Source organism: Pseudomonas brassicacearum (assembly GCF_003732225.1).
Classification (GTDB): Bacteria; Pseudomonadota; Gammaproteobacteria; order Pseudomonadales; family Pseudomonadaceae; genus Aquipseudomonas; species Aquipseudomonas brassicacearum_E.
In genome coordinates, this window is sequence record NZ_MOBJ01000010.1 from 235,813 (window position 1) to 257,246 (window position 21,434).

General features: G+C 60.2%; 23 protein-coding genes. 16 read left to right on the plus strand and 7 right to left on the minus strand.

From position 1 onward, the window contains the following. Nucleotides 1-94: 94 nt before the first annotated feature. Nucleotides 95-847: a DUF2059 domain-containing protein gene (locus tag BK659_RS17750; protein WP_123426291.1), complete on the minus strand. Its 753-nt coding sequence runs from the start codon at nt 845-847 to the stop codon at nt 95-97. Nucleotides 848-979: 132 nt separating this feature from the next. On the opposite strand from BK659_RS17750, the gene BK659_RS17755 reads away from it, so the two are divergent. Further along, nucleotides 980-1,612, plus strand: a complete 633-nt coding sequence (locus tag BK659_RS17755; protein ID WP_123426292.1) for a 2OG-Fe(II) oxygenase — start codon at nt 980-982, stop codon at nt 1,610-1,612. A gap of 2 nt (nt 1,613-1,614) precedes the next feature. Beyond that, nucleotides 1,615-2,118, plus strand: a complete 504-nt coding sequence (locus BK659_RS17760) for a 2-thiouracil desulfurase family protein (protein ID WP_123426293.1) — start codon at nt 1,615-1,617, stop codon at nt 2,116-2,118. 120 nt (nt 2,119-2,238) lie between these two features. On the opposite strand, the gene BK659_RS17765 is transcribed toward BK659_RS17760, so the two are convergent. After that, entirely contained in the window at nt 2,239-2,907 is a 669-nt protein-coding gene (locus BK659_RS17765; protein WP_123426294.1) for a transporter substrate-binding domain-containing protein, read from the minus strand. A gap of 132 nt (nt 2,908-3,039) precedes the next feature. Here BK659_RS17765 and BK659_RS17770 point away from each other — a divergent pair, with 132 nt between their 5' ends. After that, on the plus strand, nt 3,040-3,477 hold the full coding sequence (locus BK659_RS17770) for a DUF4399 domain-containing protein (RefSeq protein WP_123426295.1): 438 nt from the start codon (nt 3,040-3,042) through the stop codon (nt 3,475-3,477). A gap of 62 nt (nt 3,478-3,539) precedes the next feature. Here BK659_RS17770 and serA read toward each other — a convergent pair whose 3' ends face one another. Then, nucleotides 3,540-4,769, minus strand: coding sequence for a phosphoglycerate dehydrogenase (gene serA, locus BK659_RS17775; protein ID WP_123426296.1), 1,230 nt, complete (start codon nt 4,767-4,769; stop codon nt 3,540-3,542). Nucleotides 4,770-4,973: 204 nt separating this feature from the next. Between serA and BK659_RS17785 the strand changes: the two genes are divergently transcribed. From BK659_RS17785 to BK659_RS17795, 3 genes are read left to right on the plus strand one after another with little or no spacing between them, the layout of a single operon-like run. Beyond that, on the plus strand, nt 4,974-6,368 hold the full coding sequence (locus BK659_RS17785) for an FAD-binding oxidoreductase (protein WP_123426297.1): 1,395 nt from the start codon (nt 4,974-4,976) through the stop codon (nt 6,366-6,368). A 40-nt stretch (nt 6,369-6,408) separates the two neighbouring features. Then, a complete protein-coding gene (locus BK659_RS17790; protein ID WP_123426298.1) occupies nt 6,409-7,074 on the plus strand; it encodes a fumarylacetoacetate hydrolase family protein in 666 nt (221 codons plus the stop codon). Next, nucleotides 7,064-7,972, plus strand: coding sequence for an SdiA-regulated domain-containing protein (locus BK659_RS17795; RefSeq protein ID WP_404942537.1), 909 nt, complete (start codon nt 7,064-7,066; stop codon nt 7,970-7,972). Before BK659_RS17790 ends, BK659_RS17795 begins: the two co-directional genes overlap by 11 nt. A 134-nt stretch (nt 7,973-8,106) precedes the next feature. Here the strand turns inward: BK659_RS17795 and rpiA are convergent, their stop codons facing one another. Then, entirely contained in the window at nt 8,107-8,781 is a 675-nt protein-coding gene (rpiA, locus tag BK659_RS17805; protein WP_123426300.1) for a ribose-5-phosphate isomerase RpiA, read from the minus strand. Nucleotides 8,782-9,039: 258 nt separating this feature from the next. Between rpiA and ilvA the strand changes: the two genes are divergently transcribed. Next, entirely contained in the window at nt 9,040-10,554 is a 1,515-nt protein-coding gene (gene ilvA, locus BK659_RS17810) for a threonine ammonia-lyase, biosynthetic (RefSeq protein WP_123426301.1), read from the plus strand. A 39-nt stretch (nt 10,555-10,593) separates the two neighbouring features. Next, the gene (locus BK659_RS17815) at nt 10,594-11,019 is read left to right on the plus strand and encodes a DUF2269 family protein (RefSeq protein WP_123426302.1); all 426 of its coding nucleotides are present in this window, start codon (nt 10,594-10,596) and stop codon (nt 11,017-11,019) included. A gap of 104 nt (nt 11,020-11,123) precedes the next feature. On the opposite strand, the gene BK659_RS17820 is transcribed toward BK659_RS17815, so the two are convergent. Then, nucleotides 11,124-11,780: a histidinol-phosphatase gene (locus BK659_RS17820; protein WP_123426303.1), complete on the minus strand. Its 657-nt coding sequence runs from the start codon at nt 11,778-11,780 to the stop codon at nt 11,124-11,126. A gap of 143 nt (nt 11,781-11,923) precedes the next feature. Here BK659_RS17820 and BK659_RS17825 point away from each other — a divergent pair, with 143 nt between their 5' ends. Both BK659_RS17825 and ptsP read left to right on the plus strand, forming a co-directional pair. Beyond that, on the plus strand, nt 11,924-12,403 hold the full coding sequence (locus tag BK659_RS17825; protein ID WP_008064982.1) for an RNA pyrophosphohydrolase: 480 nt from the start codon (nt 11,924-11,926) through the stop codon (nt 12,401-12,403). A 22-nt stretch (nt 12,404-12,425) separates the two neighbouring features. Next, on the plus strand, nt 12,426-14,705 hold the full coding sequence (gene ptsP, locus BK659_RS17830; protein WP_123426304.1) for a phosphoenolpyruvate--protein phosphotransferase: 2,280 nt from the start codon (nt 12,426-12,428) through the stop codon (nt 14,703-14,705). A gap of 163 nt (nt 14,706-14,868) precedes the next feature. On the opposite strand, the gene BK659_RS17835 is transcribed toward ptsP, so the two are convergent. Further along, complete coding sequence (locus BK659_RS17835) at nt 14,869-15,615, minus strand: NRDE family protein (RefSeq protein WP_123426305.1); 747 nt, start codon at nt 15,613-15,615, stop codon at nt 14,869-14,871. 124 nt (nt 15,616-15,739) lie between these two features. Here BK659_RS17835 and BK659_RS17840 point away from each other — a divergent pair, with 124 nt between their 5' ends. The 6 genes from BK659_RS17840 to BK659_RS17865 all read left to right on the plus strand — a co-directional run bounded on the left by BK659_RS17840 (nt 15,740) and on the right by BK659_RS17865 (nt 20,945). Then, on the plus strand, nt 15,740-16,522 hold the full coding sequence (locus BK659_RS17840) for a sulfite exporter TauE/SafE family protein (protein ID WP_123426306.1): 783 nt from the start codon (nt 15,740-15,742) through the stop codon (nt 16,520-16,522). 97 nt (nt 16,523-16,619) lie between these two features. Then, entirely contained in the window at nt 16,620-17,435 is an 816-nt protein-coding gene (lgt, locus tag BK659_RS17845; RefSeq protein ID WP_123426307.1) for a prolipoprotein diacylglyceryl transferase, read from the plus strand. A 63-nt stretch (nt 17,436-17,498) separates the two neighbouring features. Further along, nucleotides 17,499-18,470, plus strand: coding sequence for a thymidylate synthase (locus tag BK659_RS17850; RefSeq protein WP_123426308.1), 972 nt, complete (start codon nt 17,499-17,501; stop codon nt 18,468-18,470). Between the two features lie 254 nt (nt 18,471-18,724). Then, a complete protein-coding gene (locus tag BK659_RS17855) occupies nt 18,725-18,928 on the plus strand; it encodes a co-regulatory protein PtrA N-terminal domain-containing protein (RefSeq protein WP_019694124.1) in 204 nt (67 codons plus the stop codon). Nucleotides 18,929-19,116: 188 nt separating this feature from the next. Next, nucleotides 19,117-19,704, plus strand: coding sequence for an undecaprenyl-diphosphatase (locus tag BK659_RS17860; RefSeq protein ID WP_123426309.1), 588 nt, complete (start codon nt 19,117-19,119; stop codon nt 19,702-19,704). A gap of 59 nt (nt 19,705-19,763) precedes the next feature. Beyond that, the gene (locus BK659_RS17865) at nt 19,764-20,945 is read left to right on the plus strand and encodes an MFS transporter (RefSeq protein ID WP_123426310.1); all 1,182 of its coding nucleotides are present in this window, start codon (nt 19,764-19,766) and stop codon (nt 20,943-20,945) included. On the opposite strand, the gene cadR is transcribed toward BK659_RS17865, so the two are convergent. Next, entirely contained in the window at nt 20,942-21,391 is a 450-nt protein-coding gene (gene cadR / locus BK659_RS17870) for a Cd(II)/Pb(II)-responsive transcriptional regulator (protein ID WP_123426311.1), read from the minus strand. The genes BK659_RS17865 and cadR overlap by 4 nt on opposite strands. Between the last annotated feature and the right edge of the window lie 43 nt (nt 21,392-21,434).

Consider the following 21,434-nt stretch of genomic DNA (forward strand, 5'->3'; position numbering starts at 1 on the left):
AGCTCGCTCCCACAATTGACCGCGTACTTACTGACGACTCGATCCAGTGTGGGAGCGAGCTTGCTCGCGATGGCGATCTTCCGGGCACCGAAGCTTACTGGCTGAGACTCGACGTGCTTTGTCCCACCGCCAATCCCGCCCGAATCGCCGCCAACGCCGCCTGGTAATAAGCCTTGCCTTCAGAGGACTCGGCAAACGTGGCGAACTCCTCCAGTTCGTCATCCGATAAGTCGCGATAAACGTAGAGCAGGGTGTTGTTCAAGTCGGAGCCGATCTGTTCCATCAAGCGCTGGCGTTGGCCGTTCAGCATGCCTTGGGCCTGACCGCCGCCGAGCAGGCCGGGGATCATCTGGCTCAGGCTGTCGGCCGCCACGCCGGCAATCGCCAGGCTGACTTCAGCCCCGGCTTCGCGCGCTGGCAGGGCCTGGGCCAAATGGCCAATGATCAACTGACGGGTGTCGCTGGCTTCGACTTTCGGCAGGCCCTTGGCGTTCTTTGCCAACTGGTCGCGGCGGGTCGCCAGCAGCTCGGCGGCGATGATTTTGCGACCCAGGGGCGACTGGAAAAACGCCAGCGCAGGTGTAGGGTCGGCGAGGTTTTTGCGCAGTTGCGCTTCGGCCCGACGGTCCATGGCCTGCGGGGCAAAGCGCTGATTGCTGTTATTGACCAGGGCCTGGAACACCGCAGGCGGCAGGCTGCTTTGGTAGCGCTGCTGGGCAGCGGCGAGGGCATCGTTAAAATGCGCGCGTTGGTCTGGCCAACCGGCGACCTTGTACAACTGGTCGTGGCCGTCTGCCCAGGTGGGCAAAGTGCAGAGCATCAACAGTGAAAAAAGCAAACGGCGCATAAGGACTCCTGTCGGCAGGCGACTATTCTCCGGGGCCGAACACAGGTTGTCGAGAATTCGTATCAGGGTCATCACCTTATCCGACGAGCCTCCGCTACACGGCTCTGTCGGATTTGCTGGCGCAGGAATACTATGCGCGCCATGCAAATACCCTCGGATCACCCGCTGCTGTTACGTATCGTCGACGACCTGGCAGAACGCGGCTGGTCGCAGCAGAATATTTTCTTGCCTCTGGGTCTGACCCAGGAGTTGGCGGCTGAGTGCCGTAAACGTGCGGCCGAGGGAGAACTGGCGCCAGCGGCAGTGGGACGCGGACCTTTCTCGGAGATTCGTGAAGGCATTCGCGGCGACCATATTCAGTGGCTTGAGCCCGGGCAGGTCGACGCCTGTGACCGCTATCTGGGGTTGATGGACAGTCTGCGCGAGGCAATGAACCGTGGGTTGTTTCTCGGGCTTGAGGATTTCGAAAGCCATTTCGCGCTGTACCCGCCGGGTGCGTTTTACCTCAAGCACGTTGACCGCTTTCGTGACGACGACCGGCGCATGGTTTCGGCGGTAATCTACCTCAACGACGCCTGGCTGCCGGAACATGGCGGCCAGCTGCGGATGTACCTGGAGGAGGGCAGAGAGCACGATGTGGTGCCCACCGGCGGTTGCCTGGTGGTGTTCCTGTCGGGCGAAGTGCCCCATGAAGTCCTGCCTGCGACCCGCGAGCGCCTGTCATTGACGGGCTGGTTTCGCCGGCGCGGCAACGAGCCGTTCTGATCATGCAGAAAATTCTGGTGAGTCGTTGTCTGCTGGGCCACCGCGTACGTTACGACGGCGGGGCCAGTGGGCCGTTCAATCAACTGGAACAGTGGATCGCCGAAGGTCGGGTGATTCCCTTGTGCCCGGAAGTTGCCGGCGGTTTGCCAACGCCTCGGGCAGCGGCGGAAATTCCTGGCGGGCAGGGCGTTCAGGTGCTCGACGGTACTGCGCGAGTGATAACGACCGAGGGCGAGGACGTCAGCGCCGAGTTTCTCTCGGGCGCCCATCAGGCATTGCAACTGGTGCAAAAACACGCCATCCGCATCGCCGTGCTTAAGGCCAATAGCCCGTCCTGCGGCAACCTGCTGACCTATGACGGGACCTTCAGCGGGGTCAAGGTCAGCGGCGAGGGTGTCACCGCGGCCTTGTTGACCCGCAATGGGGTGCAGGTGTTCAGCGAACTGGAGTTGGCTGAGGCTGCGCTCGCATTGGCCCAACTCATCCAACAGTCTTCACATAACTAATGTGGGAGCGAGCTTGCTCGCGATGAGGGCATCACATTCAACAATGATGTTGACTGTCAGGCCGCTATCGTCGGATCGCCGCCCGGAGCAAGCTCGCTCCCACATTGGATCTCCATTGGATTACGGTTTCGGCGGTTGGCTCGCGTCCATGCCGAACCACTTCTCCGACAGCGCCATCAATCGGCCGTCTGCCTTGATCCGTTGCAGGGCCCGGTCGAGGCTGGCCTGGAACGCCGGATTACCTTTCTGAAACGGAATCGCCAGGCTCAGGGTCGGGCCGACCTTGGCACCTTCTTTCACCGGTAGACGACTGTCGCGGGGGGCGTAGGGAATCAGCAAACGATCGCTGAAGGCTGCGTCGAGCTGTTTGCCCGCCACATCCTTGAGCGCCAGCAAAGTGCCGAGCGGGCGTTGTTCTTCCTGGCGCACGATCAATTGTGCGCTTGAATAACTATAAGGCTCGCTGAAGTCGAAACGATCCTTGAGCTCCGGGGTCAGTGCTATGTGGTTGATGGCGATGTCGTACTTGCCGCTCTCGACCCCCGGCAGCAGATCGGTTGAATCGGTGACAACGAAGTCGGCGCGCACATCCAGCTCAACGGCCAGCAGTTGGCCCAGTTCGATCTCGAAGCCGCTGAGCTTGCCGTCTTCCTTGAAATTGAACGGTGGTGTGTTGGCTTCAAGGGCAATGCGCAACTCGCCTCGGTCGTTTACATCATCGATCAGTTCAGCGTGAGCAAAAGGGCTCAAAAGGGGCAGTAAAAGTATCAGGCCAGGCAGAAAGCGCATGGTCACTCCTTGAATTCATTATGTGCGACGCGCTGTTTCGGTGCGCTTTGCTATGGTGTTGAGGAGCTTCGACAACGAATTGCGACGAAGTTGTCACAACCGTAGAGATTAAGTTCAAAACTGGAGAAAAGAATGAAAACCTTTATGTCACGTGCAGTTCTCGCCGGTCTGATGCTCAGCGCTTCGATGCTGGCGAGCGCCGCGGACGTCCCCCGCACCAATGCCCCTGCGGGTGCGAAGGTGTATATCGTCTCTCCGGCGGACGGTGCGACCGTGGACAAAACCTTCAAGGTCAGATTCGCGGTTGAGGGCATTGCCCTGGCGCCAGCCGGCGACCAGACCGTACACACCGGTCACCACCACCTGCTGATCGACGTCGACAAATTGCCGGCCGAGAACATGCCGATCCCGGCGGACGCCAACCACCTGCATTTCGGCAAGGCCCAGACTGAAACCGAGGTGACCCTGACGCCGGGCAAGCACACCTTGCAACTGGAGCTGGGCGACAAGAACCACGTGCCGTTCGACGCGCCGATTGTCTCGAAAAAAATCACCGTGACCGTGAAGTAAGTCGTTTCACAGGTATAAAAAAGGGAGACCCGAGGGTCTCCCTTTTCATTGACGCTTGAGCGTTAGAACAACACGCGGCAACGAATAGTGCCGTTGATGTGCTGCAGCTTCTCTTGCGCCAGGTCCGAGTATTCGGCGTCGACGTCGATCACGACGTAGCCGACTTTCTCGTTGGTCTGCAGGAACTGACCGGAAATGTTGATACCGTTTTCGGCGAAAACCTTGTTGATTTCGCTCATCACACCCGGGATGTTCTCGTGGATGTGCAGCAAACGGTGCTTGCCAGGGTGAGCCGGCAGGGCCACTTCCGGGAAGTTGACCGAGGACACCGACGTACCGTTGTCGCTGTACTTGACCAGTTTCTCAGCCACTTCCAGGCCGATGTTGGCTTGCGCTTCAGCGGTGGAGCCGCCGATGTGCGGGGTCAGGATCACGTTGTCCAGGCCACGCAGCGGGCTTGCGAACTCTTCGTCGTTGGAGCGTGGCTCCACCGGGAATACGTCGATGGCCGCGCCGATCAGGTGCTTGTCCTTGATCGCGTCCGCCAGGGCGTCCAGCTCGACCACGGTGCCGCGAGCAGCGTTGATCAGGATTCCGCCCTTCTTGATGGCGCGGATTTCCTTCTCGCCGATCATCCATTGGGTGGCAGCGGTTTCCGGTACGTGCAGGGTCACGATGTCGGACATGCCCAGCAGCTCGTGCAGGTTGCCGACCTGGGTGGCGTTACCCAGAGGCAGCTTGGTCACGGTGTCGTAGAAGTACACCTGCATGCCCAGGCCTTCAGCCAGGACCGACAGTTGAGTGCCGATCGAGCCGTAACCGACGATACCCAGCTTCTTGCCGCGGATTTCGAAGGAGTTGGCCGCGCTTTTGATCCAGCCGCCACGGTGGCAGGAAGCGTTCTTCTCAGGGATGCCGCGCAGCAACAGGATCGCTTCGGCCAGCACCAGTTCGGCCACCGAACGGGTGTTGGAGTACGGTGCGTTGAAGACCGCGATGCCGCGTTCGCGAGCAGCATTGAGGTCGACCTGGTTGGTGCCGATGCAGAAACAGCCGACAGCCACCAGTTTCTTCGCGTGATCGAAGATTTCTTCGGTCAGTTGAGTGCGGGAGCGAATGCCGATGAAGTGAGCATCAGCGATCTTTTCCTTCAGCTGGGCTTCCGGCAGAGAACCCGTCAGGTACTCGATGCTGGTGTAGCCCGCCGTCTTGAGGACGTCGACAGCCGATTGGTGGACGCCTTCGAGAAGAAGGAACTTGATCTTGCTCTTATCGAGAGAAGTCTTGCTCATCTGCGTAAACCTGTGTCCCGGAGAAAAATGGCAGGGAAGTGGCCAGCAGACGCTGACCCGGACGGCAGGAAAGCCGTCGCCGCAGAACAGCCTTTGGGCACTATCCTGCGGGGGCGGTATGCTAGCATATGCACCCCGCAAACACTCATTCCTGCGACGTGAAGCGTACTCAGGATGACCATGAATTGTTCGAGAGTTCTGTCGATGACCAATCCCGCCCTGATTGAAGAGCTGAAGACCCTGGTTGAGCCTGGCAAGGTGCTGACCGATGCCGACTCCCTGAATGCTTACGGTAAGGATTGGACCAAGCATTTCGCCCCGGCCCCGACGGCCATCGTGTTCCCCAAGACCACCGAACAGGTCCAGGCTATCGTCCGTTGGGCGAATGAGCACACGATTGCGCTGGTGCCGTCCGGCGGACGCACCGGGCTGTCCGCGGCTGCCGTGGCGGCCAATGGCGAAGTGGTGGTTTCCTTCGACTATATGAACCAGATCCTCGACGTGAACCTGACCGACCGTACTGCGGTCTGCCAGCCGGGCGTGGTCACTGAACAACTGCAAAATCGTGCCGAAGAGCACGGCCTGTACTACCCGGTGGACTTCGCTTCTGCCGGTTCGAGCCAGATCGGCGGCAATATCGGCACCAATGCCGGCGGGATCAAGGTGATTCGCTACGGCATGACCCGTAACTGGGTCGCTGGCATGAAAGTCGTGACCGGCAAGGGCGACCTGCTGGAACTGAACCGCGACCTGATCAAGAACGCCACCGGTTACGACCTCCGTCAGCTGTTCATCGGCGCCGAAGGCACCCTGGGTTTTGTGGTCGAAGCGACCATGCGCCTTGATCGCGCCCCGAAAAACCTCACCGCGATGGTCCTCGGCACCGCCGATTTCGACTCGATCATGCCGGTGTTGCACGCGTTCCAGAGCAAGCTCGACCTGACCGCATTCGAGTTTTTCTCCGACAAGGCCCTGGCCAAAGTCCTCGCGCGCGGCGACGTGCCGGCGCCGTTCGAATCCGATTGCCCGTTCTACGCGCTGCTGGAATTCGAAGCGACCACCGAGGAAGTGGCCAACCATGCCCTGGAAACCTTCGAACACTGCGTCGAAGAGGGCTGGGTGCTGGATGGCGTGATGAGCCAGAGCGAATCGCAGCTGCAAAACCTCTGGAAACTGCGCGAATACATCTCCGAGACGATCTCCCACTGGACGCCGTACAAGAACGACATTTCGGTCACTGTGTCGAAAGTGCCGGCATTCCTGAAGGAAATCGACGCGATCGTCGGTGAACACTACCCGGATTTCGAAATCGTCTGGTTCGGCCACATCGGCGACGGCAACCTGCACTTGAACATCCTCAAGCCGGAAAACCTCAGCAAGGACGAGTTCTTCGCCAAGTGCGCGACCGTCAACAAGTGGGTGTTCGAAACTGTCGAGAAGTACAACGGCTCGATCTCCGCCGAGCATGGCGTGGGCATGACCAAGCGTGATTACCTGACGTACAGTCGTTCGCCAGTTGAAATCGAATACATGAAAGCCGTCAAAGCGGTGTTCGACCCGAACGGCATCATGAATCCGGGCAAGATCTTCGCTGTTTGAAGCCGCTGTACCTGATGAATCAATAAGGAAGGAGTCGGTAATGAGCTATCAGCACCAGTATGTCGACGGTACGCGTATTCATTTCCCGGTCGGGAAAGTGGTGTGCATCGGGCGTAACTACGCCGAACACGCCAAGGAGCTGGATAACCCGGTGCCGACCGAGCCGCTGTTGTTCATCAAGCCGGGCAGTTGCGTGGTGCCGCTGGAAGGTGGTTTTGCGATTCCGACCGAGCGTGGCTCGGTGCACTACGAGGCAGAAATCGCGGTATTGATCGGCAAGCCGTTGTCGACCAAACCGAGCCGCGAAGAAGTGCTGGACGCGATTTCCGGGTTTGCACCGGGGCTGGACCTGACCTTGCGCGACAAGCAGGCCGAGCTGAAATCCAAAGGTCTGCCATGGGAAATCGCCAAGTCGTTCGACGGCGCCTGCGTGCTGGCGCCGTTCGTAGTCAGCAGCACCTTCGCGGACCTGACCGACATCGGTATCCGGCTGACCATCAACGGTGAAGTTCGCCAGGACGGCAACAGCAGCGCGATGCTCAACCCGATCGTGCCAATGATCCAGTACATGGCAGGCTGCTTCTCGCTGCAAGCCGGTGACGTGATCATGACCGGCACCCCGGCGGGCGTTGGTCCGTTGAACGTGGGCGATGAACTGGTGCTGGAACTGCCGGGCGCCGGCAGCTTCAAGAGCAGTGTTCGCTAAACCGCAAAACCGAGTCCTGATCGTGCTCTTCGCTACCGTCGTGGCGCTGGGCGCGGCTGGGCAACATTATCGACTGTTCGAGCGCGGCTGGTTCAACCTGCAAGCCTGGTTGCATCCGGCCGACGGTCAGTCCATCGCGCTCGATGATTACCAGGTGGTCGTCGAGGCGAAGGTCATCGAAGGGCTGGCCGCTGACGTTTCGGCGCTGACCTTTGATCCGGTGCGCAAAAGCCTGTTCACCGTGACCAATAAAAACGCCGAGCTGATCGAGCTCTCCCTCGACGGGCGAATCTTGCGCCGTGTGAAGTTGATCGGCTTTGGCGACCCGGAGGCGGTGGAGTTCATCAGCGCCGACACCTATGTGATCGCCGATGAGTACCAGCAGCGCCTGATCAAGATTCATCTGAAGGATGAAACGACGTTTCTGGATGCCGCGGATGCCGAGCAGATGACCCTGGGAGTGCACATGGGCACCAATAAAGGTTTTGAAGGCCTGGCCTATGATTCGGTGGGCAAGCGGCTGTTCGTCGCCAAGGAGCGCGACCCGATGCTGATCTATGAAGTGCAGGGTTTCCCGCATTACAACCCGGAGAAGTCCTACGCGGTGCACGTGGTCAACAACCCCAAGCGCGATGCCGGGCTGTTCGTGCGCGACCTGTCGAGCCTGCAATATGACGAACACAGCGGCCATTTACTGGCGCTGTCGGATGAGTCGCATCTGGTGCTGGAACTGGATATCGACGGTCGGCCGTTGAGCACGATGTCGCTGAACGAGGGGCGTCAGGGGTTACAAAAGACCGTGCCGCAAGCTGAAGGCATCGCCATGGACCACAGCGGCACGCTGTACCTGGTCAGCGAGCCCAACCTGTTTTACATCTTCAAGAAACCACAGCCCTGACCAACACCACAAAACCAATGTGGGAGCGAGCTTGCTCGCGATGAGGTCATAACATTCAACATCCATGTCGACTGTCACACCGCTATCGCGAGCAAGCTCGCTCCCACAGGAGGCATCACAATAATGTGTTCGTCTTACTCGGCGCGCAGGGTTTTCACGCCTTCGCTCGTGCCCAGCAGCAGCAAGTCTGCCGGACGGGCAGCGAACAGGCCGTTGGTGACCACGCCGACGATGGCGTTGATTTGGGTCTCAAGCTCCACCGGGTTGGTGATCTGCATGTTGAACACGTCGAGGATGATGTTGCCGTTGTCGGTCAACACGCCTTCGCGGTAAACCGGGTCGCCGCCGAGTTTCACCAGCTCGCGGGCCACGTGGCTGCGGGCCATCGGGATCACTTCGACCGGCAGCGGGAACGCGCCCAGGACCGGTACCAGTTTGCTGGCGTCGGCGATGCAGATGAAAGTCTTGGCCACGGCTGCAACGATCTTCTCGCGGGTCAGGGCGGCGCCGCCACCCTTGATCAAATTCAGGTGCTCGTCGCTTTCATCGGCGCCATCGACGTAGAACTCCAGGTCGCTGACGGTGTTGAGCTCATACACCGGAATGCCGTGGCCCTTGAGGCGCGCGGCGGTGGCTTCGGAGCTGGCAACCGCGCCGTCGAAGGCACCCTTGTGCAGGGCCAGCGCATCGATGAAACAGTTGGCGGTGGAGCCGGTGCCGACCCCGACGATGCTCTTGTCGTCGAGTTTTGGAAGGATGAAATCGACGGCGGCCTGAGCCACTGCCTGTTTGAGTTGATCCTGGGTCATGCGGGCTCCGAAAGCGGGCAAGGGGAACTGAAGGCCGGCATTATAGGCTGCGGGGCAGGGAAGGTCATTGTCCGATTGGCGGGTCAAAAGATCGCAGCCTTCGGCGGCTCCTACGGGTGCCCGCGGATATTCTGTAGGAGCTGCCGAAGGCTGCGATCTTTTCCGGCGTCCTTAAAACCGCCTGTTTAGTGTGGTCGCCTGGCCAAAAGCCGGGTTAGACTCCTTGGTCCTGCCCAACCCGCTCAGTGATGCTTTCCGATGCTCGAACAGTACGTCAAAAAGATCCTCACCTCGCGCGTTTATGACGTTGCCATAGAAACCCCATTGCAGACTGCTCGCCAGCTCTCCGAGCGGCTGGGCAACAGGATTTGGCTCAAGCGCGAAGACTTGCAGCCAGTGTTCTCGTTCAAGATTCGCGGCGCTTACAACAAGCTGACCCAATTGAGCGATGAAGAACGCGCACGTGGCGTGGTCACCGCGTCGGCGGGTAACCATGCGCAGGGTCTGGCGCTGGCGGCCAAGGTGTTGGGCGTGAAAGCGACCATCGTCATGCCCAAGACCACCCCCGAGATCAAGGTCGAAGGCGTGCGTTCACGCGGCGGCAAAGTGGTGCTGCACGGTGATTCTTTCCCGGAAGCCCTGGCCTATTCGCTGAAACTGGTCGACGAAAAGGGCTACGTCTACATCCACCCTTACGATGATCCGCACACCATTGCCGGGCAGGGCACCGTGGCGATGGAGATACTGCGCCAGCACCCGGGCCCGATTGATGCAATTTTTGTCCCGGTGGGCGGTGGCGGTTTGATCGCCGGGATCGCGGCGTACGTGAAGTACCTGCGACCCGAGATCAAGATCATCGGCGTTGAGCCGGACGACTCCAACTGCCTGCAAGCGGCCATGGCAGCCGGCGAACGCGTGGTACTGCCAACCGTGGGGATCTTTGCCGATGGCGTGGCGGTGGCGCAGATCGGCCAGCACACCTTCGAGATCTGCAAAGACTACGTCGATGAAGTGATCACCGTCAGCACCGACGAGATCTGTGCGGCGATCAAGGATATCTACGACGACACTCGCTCGATCACTGAGCCTGCCGGCGCCCTGGGCGTGGCCGGGATCAAAAAGTACGTCGAGTTGCGCGGCGTCACCGGGCAGACCCTGGTGGCTATCGACTCTGGCGCCAACGTCAACTTCGACCGTCTGCGTCACGTCGCCGAGCGCGCCGAGCTGGGTGAAGGCCGTGAAGCGATCATCGCCGTGACCATCCCGGAGAAACCGGGCAGCTTCAAGGCGTTCTGCGAAGCCATCGGCAAGCGCCAGATCACCGAATTCAACTACCGCTACAACACCGGCAGCGAAGCGCACATTTTTGTCGGTGTGCAGACGCACCCGGAAAACGATCCACGCAGCGCGCTGGTCGCCAGTCTGACCGAGCAGGGCTTCCCGGTGCTCGACCTGACCGACAACGAACTGGCCAAGTTGCACATTCGCCACATGGTGGGCGGCCGTGCGGCACATGTCGTCGATGAAGTGGTATTGCGCTTCGAGTTCCCGGAGCGTCCGGGCGCACTGTTCAACTTCCTTCACAAGCTTGGCGGACGCTGGAACATCTCGATGTTTCACTACCGCAACCACGGCGCGGCCGATGGTCGGGTGGTCGCCGGTCTGCAAGTGCCGCACGAAGAGCGCCATCTGGTGCCAGCAGCGCTGGCAGAAATCGGCTACCCGTACTGGGATGAGAGCGACAACCCGGCGTATAAGCTGTTCCTCGGCTGAGCGTCTACGCTGATGGGCAATCCATAAGGAAATCGAACAATGGAAACGTTAACCGCCCTGAAAATTGCACATGTCCTGGCGACCGTACTGTTGCTGGTCGGCGCGTTGGGGCTGGCGATCTGGGTCTGGCGCGCTCGCCGTAACGGTGACGTGACGGCACACACGCGCACGTTGCAGCGGCCGTGGGTGTTTGTCTGGTTGGTGATGGGCCTGGCGTTGCTGAGCATGCCGTTCACGGGATGGTGGATGGTGCATCTGGTGGGCTGGCCGTTGGGGCAGATCTGGATTCTGAGCTCCAGCCTGATCTACACCGTCGGCGCGCTGGCGGTGTTCTGGCTGCTGGTGCGGCTTAACAAGCTGCGCGTGGCGCCGGGGGGCAGTGGCAAGTTTACGTTTGCCTTGGCGTTGTTCAGTTTTGTCTGCTTTATCGCGATTGCCGGGTTGATGGGCGCCAAACCGGTTTAAGGCCTGATACCGGGTTGGCCCCATCGCGAGCAAGCTCGCTCCCACACTGGATCTGTGATCGACACAAATCCCCTGTGGGAGCGAGCTTGCTCGCGATGGCGTATTCAGTCGCGCAACGACATTACCGGCCAGCCGCGTTTTTCAGCCTCGGCCCGCAAATTCGGGTCCGGGTCCACGGCCACCGGGTTTGCCACTTCCTCCAGCAACGCCAGATCATTCATCGAATCGCTATAGAAATAGCTGTCTTCGAGCGACATGCCGGTCTCTTCCAGCCAGCGATTCAAGCGCGTCACCTTGCCTTCACGGAAGCACGGCACGTCGGTGCTGCGTCCTGTATAGCGACCGTCGATCATTTCGCATTCAGTGGCAATCAGGGTTTCAACGCCCAGACGCTGGGCAATCGGCCCTGTGACGAAACGGTTGGTGGCGGTAATGATCACCAGCTTGTCGCCGGCCGCCCGGTGCTTGGCCAGCAACTCGAGGCCCTTGGGCAATATGATCGGTTCGATGCAGTCGCGCATGTAGTTGCGGTGCCATTCGTCGAGCACGGCCATCTCGGTACGACCGAGCACTTCCAGGCAAAAGTTCAGGTACGCGGCGTTGTCCAGCTTGCCGGCCAGGTAGTCCTGGTAGAACTCGTCGTTGCGTGCTTTATAGGCAACGGCGTCGAGGAAGCCCTTCTCACACAGGTAATCGCCCCACGCGTGATCGCTGTCGCCGCCCAAAAGTGTGTTGTCCAAGTCGAATAAAGCCAGACGCATTGCAGTTACTCGCTGATAAGTCTGTAAAAAGGCGTCCAGAATACGGTCTTTTCACAAGAGTGCACATAACGTAGGAAGCTTCGTTGCCGCCTTCACAACCTTTGTGGAACAATGCGGCGACATGCGTTTGCGAGGTTGCTGCCGTGATCGACCCCGATGGTTTCCGCCCCAATGTCGGGATCATTCTCACGAATGATGCTGGCCAGGTGCTATGGGCTCGCCGTATCAATCAAGATGCCTGGCAGTTTCCTCAAGGTGGTATCAACCCTCAGGAGACGCCGGAAGACGCCTTGTACCGCGAGTTGAACGAAGAAGTGGGGCTGGAGCGCGAAGATGTTGAAATTCTCGCCTGCACCCGGGGCTGGTTGCGCTATCGTTTGCCGCAACGCCTGGTCAGAACGCACAGCCAACCGTTGTGCATCGGCCAGAAACAGAAATGGTTTCTCCTGCGCCTGGTCTCTAACGAGCAACGGGTGCGGATGGATTTGACCGGTAAACCGGAGTTCGATGGCTGGCGCTGGGTCAGTTATTGGTATCCGTTGGGCCAGGTGGTGACATTCAAGCGCGAGGTTTATCGCCGCGCTCTCAAAGAGCTTGCCCCGCGCCTTTTAGCGCGCGACTGACGACGGAGTTCGACCCCGAGCCATGCTCAATACGCTGCGCAAGATCGTCCAGGAAGTTAACTCCGCCAAGGATCTCAAGGCGGCGTTGGGGATTATTGTATTGCGCGTCAAAGAGGCCATGGGCAGCCAGGTCTGCTCGGTCTACCTGCTCGACCCTGAGACCAACCGCTTCGTGCTGATGGCCACCGAGGGCTTGAACAAGCGCTCGATCGGCAAGGTCAGCATGGCGCCCAACGAAGGTCTGGTTGGCCTGGTCGGCACGCGTGAAGAACCCCTTAACCTCGAAAACGCCGCGGATCACCCGCGTTATCGCTACTTCGCCGAAACCGGTGAAGAACGGTATGCCTCGTTCCTCGGCGCCCCGATCATTCACCACCGCCGCGTCGTCGGCGTGTTGGTCATCCAGCAAAAAGAACGTCGTCAGTTCGACGAGGGTGAAGAAGCCTTCCTGGTGACCATGAGCGCCCAGCTTGCGGGCGTTATCGCCCACGCCGAGGCCACCGGTTCAATCCGTGGTCTGGGGCGTCAGGGCAAAGGCATCCAGGAAGCCAAGTTTGTCGGCGTACCCGGTTCGCCCGGTGCGGCGGTCGGTACTGCGGTGGTCATGCTGCCGCCGGCCGATCTGGACGTGGTGCCTGACAAGACCATCACCGACATCGATGCCGAGCTGGGTCTGTTCAAGACTGCCATCGAAGGCGTGCGCGCCGACATGCGCGCGCTGTCCGCCAAGCTCGCCACGCAATTGCGGCCGGAAGAACGGGCGCTGTTCGACGTCTACCTGATGATGCTCGACGACGCTTCGCTGGGTAGCGAAGTGACCACCGTGATCAAGACCGGCCAGTGGGCCCAGGGCGCGCTGCGTCAGGTGGTCACCGATCACGTCAACCGTTTCGAATTGATGGACGACGCCTACCTGCGTGAGCGCGCGTCCGACGTCAAAGACCTCGGTCGACGCCTGCTGGCTTACTTGCAGGAAGAACGTCAGCAGACCCTGGTCTACCCCGACAACACCATTCTGATCAGCGAAGAACTGACGCCGGCGATGCTCGGCGAGGTGCCGGAAGGCAAGCTGGTGGGGCTGGTGTCGGTACTCGGTTCCGGTAACTCTCACGTGGCGATCCTGGCGCGAGCCATGGGCATCCCGACGGTGATGGGCCTGGTCGATCTGCCGTATTCCAAGGTCGACGGCATCCAGATGATCGTCGACGGCTACCATGGCGAGGTCTACACCAACCCGAGCGACGTGCTGCGCAAGCAGTTCGCCGACGTGGTCGAAGAAGAGAAGCAACTGGCGCTGGGGCTGGATGCGCTGCGCGATTTGCCGTGCGTGACCCTCGATGGTCACCGCATGCCGCTGTGGGTCAACACCGGCCTGCTGGCGGACGTGGCGCGGGCGCAGAAGCGCGGTGCCGAAGGCGTGGGTCTGTACCGCACCGAAGTGCCGTTCATGATCAATCAGCGCTTCCCGAGCGAAAAGGAGCAGCTGGCGATTTATCGCGAGCAACTCGCGGCCTTCCATCCGCAACCGGTGACCATGCGCAGCCTGGACATCGGCGGCGACAAGTCACTGTCGTACTTCCCGATCAAGGAAGACAACCCGTTCCTCGGCTGGCGCGGGATTCGCGTGACCCTCGACCACCCGGAAATCTTCCTGGTGCAGACCCGCGCCATGCTCAAGGCCAGTGAAGGCCTGAACAACCTGCGCATTCTGTTGCCGATGATCTCCGGTATCCATGAGCTGGAAGAAGCCCTGCACCTGATTCACCGCGCCTGGGGTGAAGTGCGCGACGAAGGCACCGACGTGCCGATGCCGCCGGTTGGCGTGATGATCGAGATTCCGGCAGCGGTGTATCAGACCAAGGAACTGGCGCGGCAGGTGGACTTCCTGTCGGTCGGCTCCAACGACCTGACCCAGTACTTGCTGGCCGTGGACCGTAATAACCCGCGGGTAGCCGATCTCTACGACTACCTGCACCCGGCGGTGCTGCAAGCCTTGCAGAACGTGGTGCGTGACGCGCATGCCGAAGGCAAGCCAGTGAGTATCTGCGGGGAGATGGCCGGTGACCCGGCGGCAGCGGTGCTGTTGATGGCGATGGGTTTTGACAGCCTGTCGATGAACGCCACCAACTTGCCGAAAGTGAAGTGGATGCTGCGCCAGATCAACCTGAGCTGGGCCAGGGACCTGCTTGCCGAGCTGATGACCATCGACAACCCGCAAGTGATCCACAGCTCGCTGCAATTGGCGCTGAAGAACCTTGGGTTGGCGCGGATGATCAATCCGGCGGCGATCAAGCCCCTCTGAGCCTGTGGCGCACCCATCGCGATCAAGCCCCTCTGAGCCTGTGGCGCACCCATCGCGAGCAAGCTCGCTCCCACAGTGGATTTGTGTAGGTTCACTATTTTGTGATCAACACAAAACCCTGTGGGAGCGAGCCTGCTCGCGATGAGGCCAGTGCCAACACCGCCTAATCCCTGACTTCCACTTCCCCCAAATGCCCGCCATACGGGCCGAAGCTGCGCTCGACCATCAGCCGCGTCCCGTCCGCCTGAACAATCAGCGCGGTACTCGCTCGCGTGCCATACATGGGGCTGGCAATAAACACGCTCGACAACAGACTCTCGGTCGCCAGCCCAACGCCGGTATCCGGCAAATCGGCGAACGACGCCGTTTGCGGGTCGCCTAAAAGGGCCAGCAAAGCCTGTGGCTGCGGATCAGCCAATACTTCACTCAACGCCGCCTTGGCCTTGAGCACCTTCGGCCACGGCGTATCAAGCCCGGCATTCGACAGCCCATGGATCCCTGATTGCAGTTTGACCGGCCCAGGCTCGCGTGCGTTGTAGTGCCACAACTCATGACGATTACCGATCAGCAGGTTAAACCCGGCATATTCCAGCGATCTGTCGACAACGTCGGCCAAATATTCAGCAATAGGCAAATTACCGGTCAGAAATCGCGCTACCAGCTCGCCTCGCGATTTGCGTGCTGGCGGTTGGTGCGGGTTGCGGATGTTGGTCAATGCCGCGAAACGCCCGTCGGCGCCAATACCCAGCCAGGTGCCACCGGCCTCCAGGTCGCGCCCGGCGTAAACCTGCGGCGCTTCGGGCCATTTCGCCAGCGGCAGGCTGGGGCGCGCATAGAACTCGTCACGGTTGGCCGCGACGATCAGCGGTTGGGCGTGACCCGGCCGCCAGGCGAAGACGATCAAGCACATGGGGTGATCCCTCTTGGCTTTTTTTGCCCACTCTACGCACAGATCCGGCGGGTATCCATCGCCATCCAGTGGAGCTTGAGACCATGCATCCGTTACCATGCCGCACTTATTTCGGGATGCACTCATGGAATTTCTGCTCTATCTGGGGCTGGGCGCCTGTGCAGGTGTGCTGGCCGGGCTGTTCGGAGTGGGTGGCGGGATCATCATCGTCCCGGTACTGGTGTTCAGTTTCACCTTGCAAGGCTTCAATGTCTCGATCCTGACGCACCTGGCGGTCGGCACGTCGTTGGCGACGATCATCTTTACCTCGGTCAACGCAGTGCGCGAGCATCAGCGCCGCGGTGCCGTGCGTTGGCCGATCTTTGTCTGGATGACCCTTGGCATTCTGCTCGGTGCGGGTTTTGGCGCGCTGACGGCCGAAGCCATCTCGGGGCCGAACTTGCAGAAGATCATCGGCGTGTTCGCGTTGATCGTTGCCGTACAACTGGCGCTGGAGGTCAAACCCAAGGCCAGCCGAACCGTTCCCGGCAAGTTCGGTCTGACCCTGGCCGGCAGTGTGATCGGCTGGGCTTCGGCGATATTCGGAGTCGGCGGAGGCTCGCTGACGGTGCCGTTTCTGACCTGGCGCAGTGTGCCGATGCAGCAAGCGGTGGCCACGTCTTCGGCTTGCGGTCTGCCGATTGCGCTCGTCAGTGCATTAAGTTTCATGATTCTGGGCTGGCACGATCCACGTCTGCCGGCTCATAGTCTCGGGTTCATTTATTTACCGGCGCTGTTGGGGATCGCCCTGACCAGCATGGTCTTTGCCCGCATCGGTGCGCGACTGGCCCACAAGCTGTCGCCGCGTTTGCTGAAAAGACTGTTTGCCGCTTTGCTGTTTTGCGTGGGCTTGAGCTTTTTGCTTTGAGCTTTTTTGCGAAGAGCCGCGCCGCAATCCTGGCTTAATCCCGGCGTGGCACGGTCGCGCCAGGAATTTTAGGTTTCAACTCTAACGAGGAGTCGCAATGCTGCCTTACCCGCAGATTGACCCGGTGGCCCTGGCCATCGGCCCGCTGAAAATCCACTGGTACGGCCTGATGTACCTGATCGGCATCGGCGGCGCCTGGATGCTGGCGTCGCGTCGGTTGAACCGCTTCGACCCGACCTGGACCAAAGAGAAGCTCTCCGACATGATCTTCTGGATGTCGATGGGGGTGATAGTCGGCGGCAGGCTCGGGTATGTACTGTTTTACGATCTGAGCGCCTACATCGCCAGCCCGACGCTGATTTTTGAAGTGTGGAAGGGCGGCATGTCGTTCCATGGCGGGTTCATCGGCGTGATGCTGGCAGCCCTGTGGTTCGGCAAAAAGAACGGCAAGTCGTTCTTCCAACTGATGGACTTCGTCGCACCGATGGTACCGATCGGCCTGGGTGCCGGGCGTATCGGCAACTTCATCAACGCCGAGTTGTGGGGTAAGCCGACCGACTTGCCGTGGGCAATGATCTTCCCACCGTTCAGCGATCCGGCGCAGTTGCCGCGCCACCCATCGCAGCTGTACCAGTTCGCCCTCGAAGGCGTGGCATTGTTCGTCATTCTTTGGCTGTTCTCGCGCAAGCCGCGGCCGACCATGGCGGTCTCCGGGATGTTTGCGCTGTTCTACGGGATCTTCCGGTTTGTGGTCGAACTGGTGCGAGTGCCGGATGCGCAACTTGGCTACCTGGCGTTCGGCTGGGTGACCATGGGGCAGATTCTGTGCATCCCGATGATCATCGGCGGGCTGTTCCTGCTCTGGCTGGCGTACCACCGCGCCCCGGCAGCTCCCGTGACTCCGGCGTCTTAAGGCGCCGCGCTCTACATTCGGAACGCAGGGTCACGACCCTGCGTTCAAGGACACAGGTAATTCATGAAGCAATATCTCGATCTGGTCGCCCACGTCATCAAGAACGGCACCAAGCAAGCCAACCGTACCGGCGTGAACACCATCAGCTTTCCCGGCGCGATGCTGCGCTATGACCTGAAAGAAGGTTTCCCGGCGATCACCACCCGCAAGATGGCCTTCAAATCGGCCATCGGCGAGATGGTCGGTTTCCTGCGGGGCGTGAACAACGCGGCCGAGTTCCGTGCGTTGGGCTGCAAGGTCTGGGACCAGAACGCCAACGAAAACGCCCAGTGGCTGGCCAACCCGTTCCGTCAGGGCGAAGACGACCTGGGCGAGATCTACGGCGTGCAATGGCGCAAATGGCCGGCGTACAAGCAGATCCCGGTCAGCAATCAGGCGGCTATCGAGCAGACGCTGAGCCAGGGTTATCGGCAGATCGCCGAAGGCGAAGAAGACGGTCAGGCCTATGTGGTGCTGTACAAGGCGATCGACCAGATTCGCCAGTGCGTCGACACCATCATCAAGGACCCGGGCAGCCGCCGTATCCTGTTCCACGGCTGGAACTGCGCCCAGCTCGATGAAATGGCCCTGCCGCCATGCCATCTGCTGTATCAGTTCCACCCGAACGTCGAGACCAAAGAGATTTCCCTGACGCTCTACATCCGTTCCAACGACCTGGGGCTGGGCACGCCGTTCAACCTCACCGAAGGCGCCGCGCTGCTGAGCCTGATCGGTCGCCTGACCGGTTACACACCGCGCTGGTTCACCTATTTCATCGGTGACGCCCACGTCTACGAAAACCACCTGGACATGCTCAACGAACAGCTCAAGCGCGAGCCGTTCCCGATGCCCAAACTGGTGATTTCCGAGCGTGTGCCGGAGTTCGCCAAGACTGGCGTGTACCAGCCAGAGTGGCTGGAACAGATCGAACCGGGCGATTTCTCGCTGGAAGGCTACGAACACCACGCCCCCATGACCGCGCCAATGGCGGTCTAGTCTAAAGATGATCGTTCCCACGCTCCCGCGTGGGAACGGTCAGATACCTGCTACCCCGTGGGACCCCGTAGGAGCAGCCTGCGGCAGCTCCTACGCGTTACGCGTTACGCAATTACGCGAGCGGGGCGAATATAAAAGCCTACATGTCAGAAAATTCATCTCCAGGGGAAAGGGTCGATAAATAGCGCCCTATAGGATGAGCTCCAGTCAGCCAATACACGGTCTGGCAGAACCCAACTACTGGAGAGTTCCCGATGAAATCCCTGAAAGCTTTTTTGGTCGTTTCCCTGATGTGCGCTTCTGTGGCTGCGATGGCCGAAGGCGGCGGCGACAAGGTCCAGGCTCGAATGGACGCCGCACGCGATGTGGCGATGGTTCACTATCAGCAGTCTGAGCATGCGCAGGCCGTAGCGAGCAGCCAGAAAGCGCAGTCCGACACTGTCGAACGCTCGAATTGACGGCGTGCTTCACCCAGTCGCTGACGTGCCGTGTGGCAGCAGGACTTGGGGTAAAACAGGCGTCAAACGCCTGAAGCCCGGATAGCGGAGTACTCCGACTGTCCGGGCGATTGCAACTACTATGATGTGTACCGCTCACCGCGTTATCGCGGCGCGGGGTTTTCTGATGATCTGAAGGGCGTCTATTTGTGGAAGAACTCAATCGCAGCCTGTTCATGGCGATTAACGCCAGCGCTGATGCTTCGGCACCCATGCGGTTTTTGGCGATGTTTCTGGCGCAGTGGCTGATCTTCAGCGTACCGCTTTTGCTGGCTGGCTTGTGGCTGCGAGGGACGCGTCAACAACGGGCGGCGGCGGTCACTGCGACGCTGAGTATCGTCTTCGCGCTGGGCTGCAATCTGCTGATCAGCAGCCTTTGGTTCCACCCGCGGCCGTTCATGCTGGGGCTGGGGCAAAACTTTCTGGCGCATGCCGCTGAGTCATCGTTCCCCAGCGACCACGCTACAGTGATGTTCACGCTGGCCTTTGCATTGATGCTGGCAGCGCTGCGCAAGCTGGGTCTGCTGGTTCTGCTGCTGGGGGCGTTGGTTGGCTGGGCGCGTGTCTACCTGGGCGTGCACTTTCCATTCGATATTACCGGGTCGTTGCTGGTGTCGCTGGCCAGCGCCTGGCTGGTGCGGGAAGTGTTGGGCTTCAAACAATGTGGCGAGCATTTGCTCGACGTTCTTGAGCGTCTGTACCAGCGAGTATTTCCAACACTCAGCCGTAGGGTCTAGGGCTCGGGTATCTGTTTCATAGCCGCCGATGAGGCCTTGGAGCACGACAGGATGAACAGGTGAATCAGGCCGGATCGGTACCTCTGCGTATTCCGCGGACTATTTGGGCCTTGGGCTTTGTCAGCCTGTTCATGGATGTTTCGTCTGAGCTTGTGCACAGCCTTCTGCCGGTGTTTCTGGTCACGACCCTGGGCGCGAGCGCGCTGACTGTCGGCATCATCGAGGGCATCGCCGAAGCGACGGCGATGCTGGTCAAAGTCTTCTCGGGTGCAATCAGCGACTTTATCGGCCGGCGCAAAGGCTTGCTGTTACTCGGATACGGTTTGGCTGCGTTGTCCAAACCGCTATTCCCGCTGGCTCACTCGGTGGAGGTGGTGTTCACTGCGCGTTTTCTCGATCGTATCGGCAAAGGCATTCGCGGCGCGCCGCGCGATGCCTTGGTGGCGGACGTAGCGCCGCTGGAAATTCGCGGTGCCTGCTTCGGCTTGCGCCAATCGATGGACACCGTCGGCGCCCTTGTCGGTCCTGCCCTGGCCATCGTGCTGATGCTTTGGCTCGCGGATATCCAGCAGGTGTTGTGGTTCGCCGTTATCCCGGCGGTCATCGCGGTAGCACTGATTGTCACCGGGGTAAAAGAGCCTGAGCACGCGGCTGGCAAGCACACCTTTCGATCACCCATTCATTGGCGAGTCCTTCACGACTTCTCGTCCGGGTATTGGTGGGTGGTCGTTGTGGGTGGGGTGTTTACGCTGGCGCGTTTCAGCGAGGCGTTCCTGGTGTTGCGGGCGCAGCAGACAGGTTTGTCCGCCACGTGGGTGCCGCTGGTGATGGTGGTCATGTCGGGGTTCTATGCGTTGTCCGCGTACCCCGCCGGTTGGTTGTCCGACCGTATGAATCGCACCAAACTGCTCTGTCTCGGTATGGGGCTGCTGGTGCTGGCGGACCTGGTGCTCGCTCAATCCCATTCGATCCTGACGATGATGCTGGGCGTGGCTTTGTGGGGACTGCACATGGGTTTCAGCCAAGGCATCCTCGCCACACTGGTCGCCGATACGGCTCCCCAGGAACTGAAAGGTACAGCGTTCGGCATTTTCAATCTGATCAGCGGCGTTTGCCTGCTGATTGCCAGTGTTCTCGCCGGCTGGCTGTGGCAAACCGTCGGCGCACAAAGCACCTTCATCACCGGAGCGGTGCTGGCCGCTATGGCCATGCTTTTGCTGCTGCTACGCCGGGCCGATTAATGCCCGTGGCTTCTGCCGACATGCGAATGCCCGGCTTCACTCGCCACCACGCCGCCGCTGACTTCCAGCTGCTGCAAAATCCCGCACTGTTCGATATCCGGCCGTTCGCTGCAGCTTTGGCGCAGTTCCAGCAGTTGTGTCTGCAAGGCCAGTAAACCGTCGATTCGCGCCTTGACGTGGTGGATGTGCTCGTCGATCAGTGCGTTGACGCTTTCGCATTGATCCTGCGGGCTGTCGCGCAGGCTGAGCAGGCTGCGGATTTCTTCGAGGGTCATATCGAGCGTGCGGCAGTTGCGGATGAAGGTCAGGCGTTCGGTGTGGGCCTGGGTGTACAAGCGGTAATTGCCTTCGCTGCGGGCCGGTTCCGGCAACAGGCCTTCGCGCTCGTAATAACGGATGGTTTCGACCTGGCAGTCGGTCAGTTTCGCCAGTTCACCGATCTTCATTGCGTCAGTCTCCAAAAGGTTGCTTGACCCTATAGTGGCTACA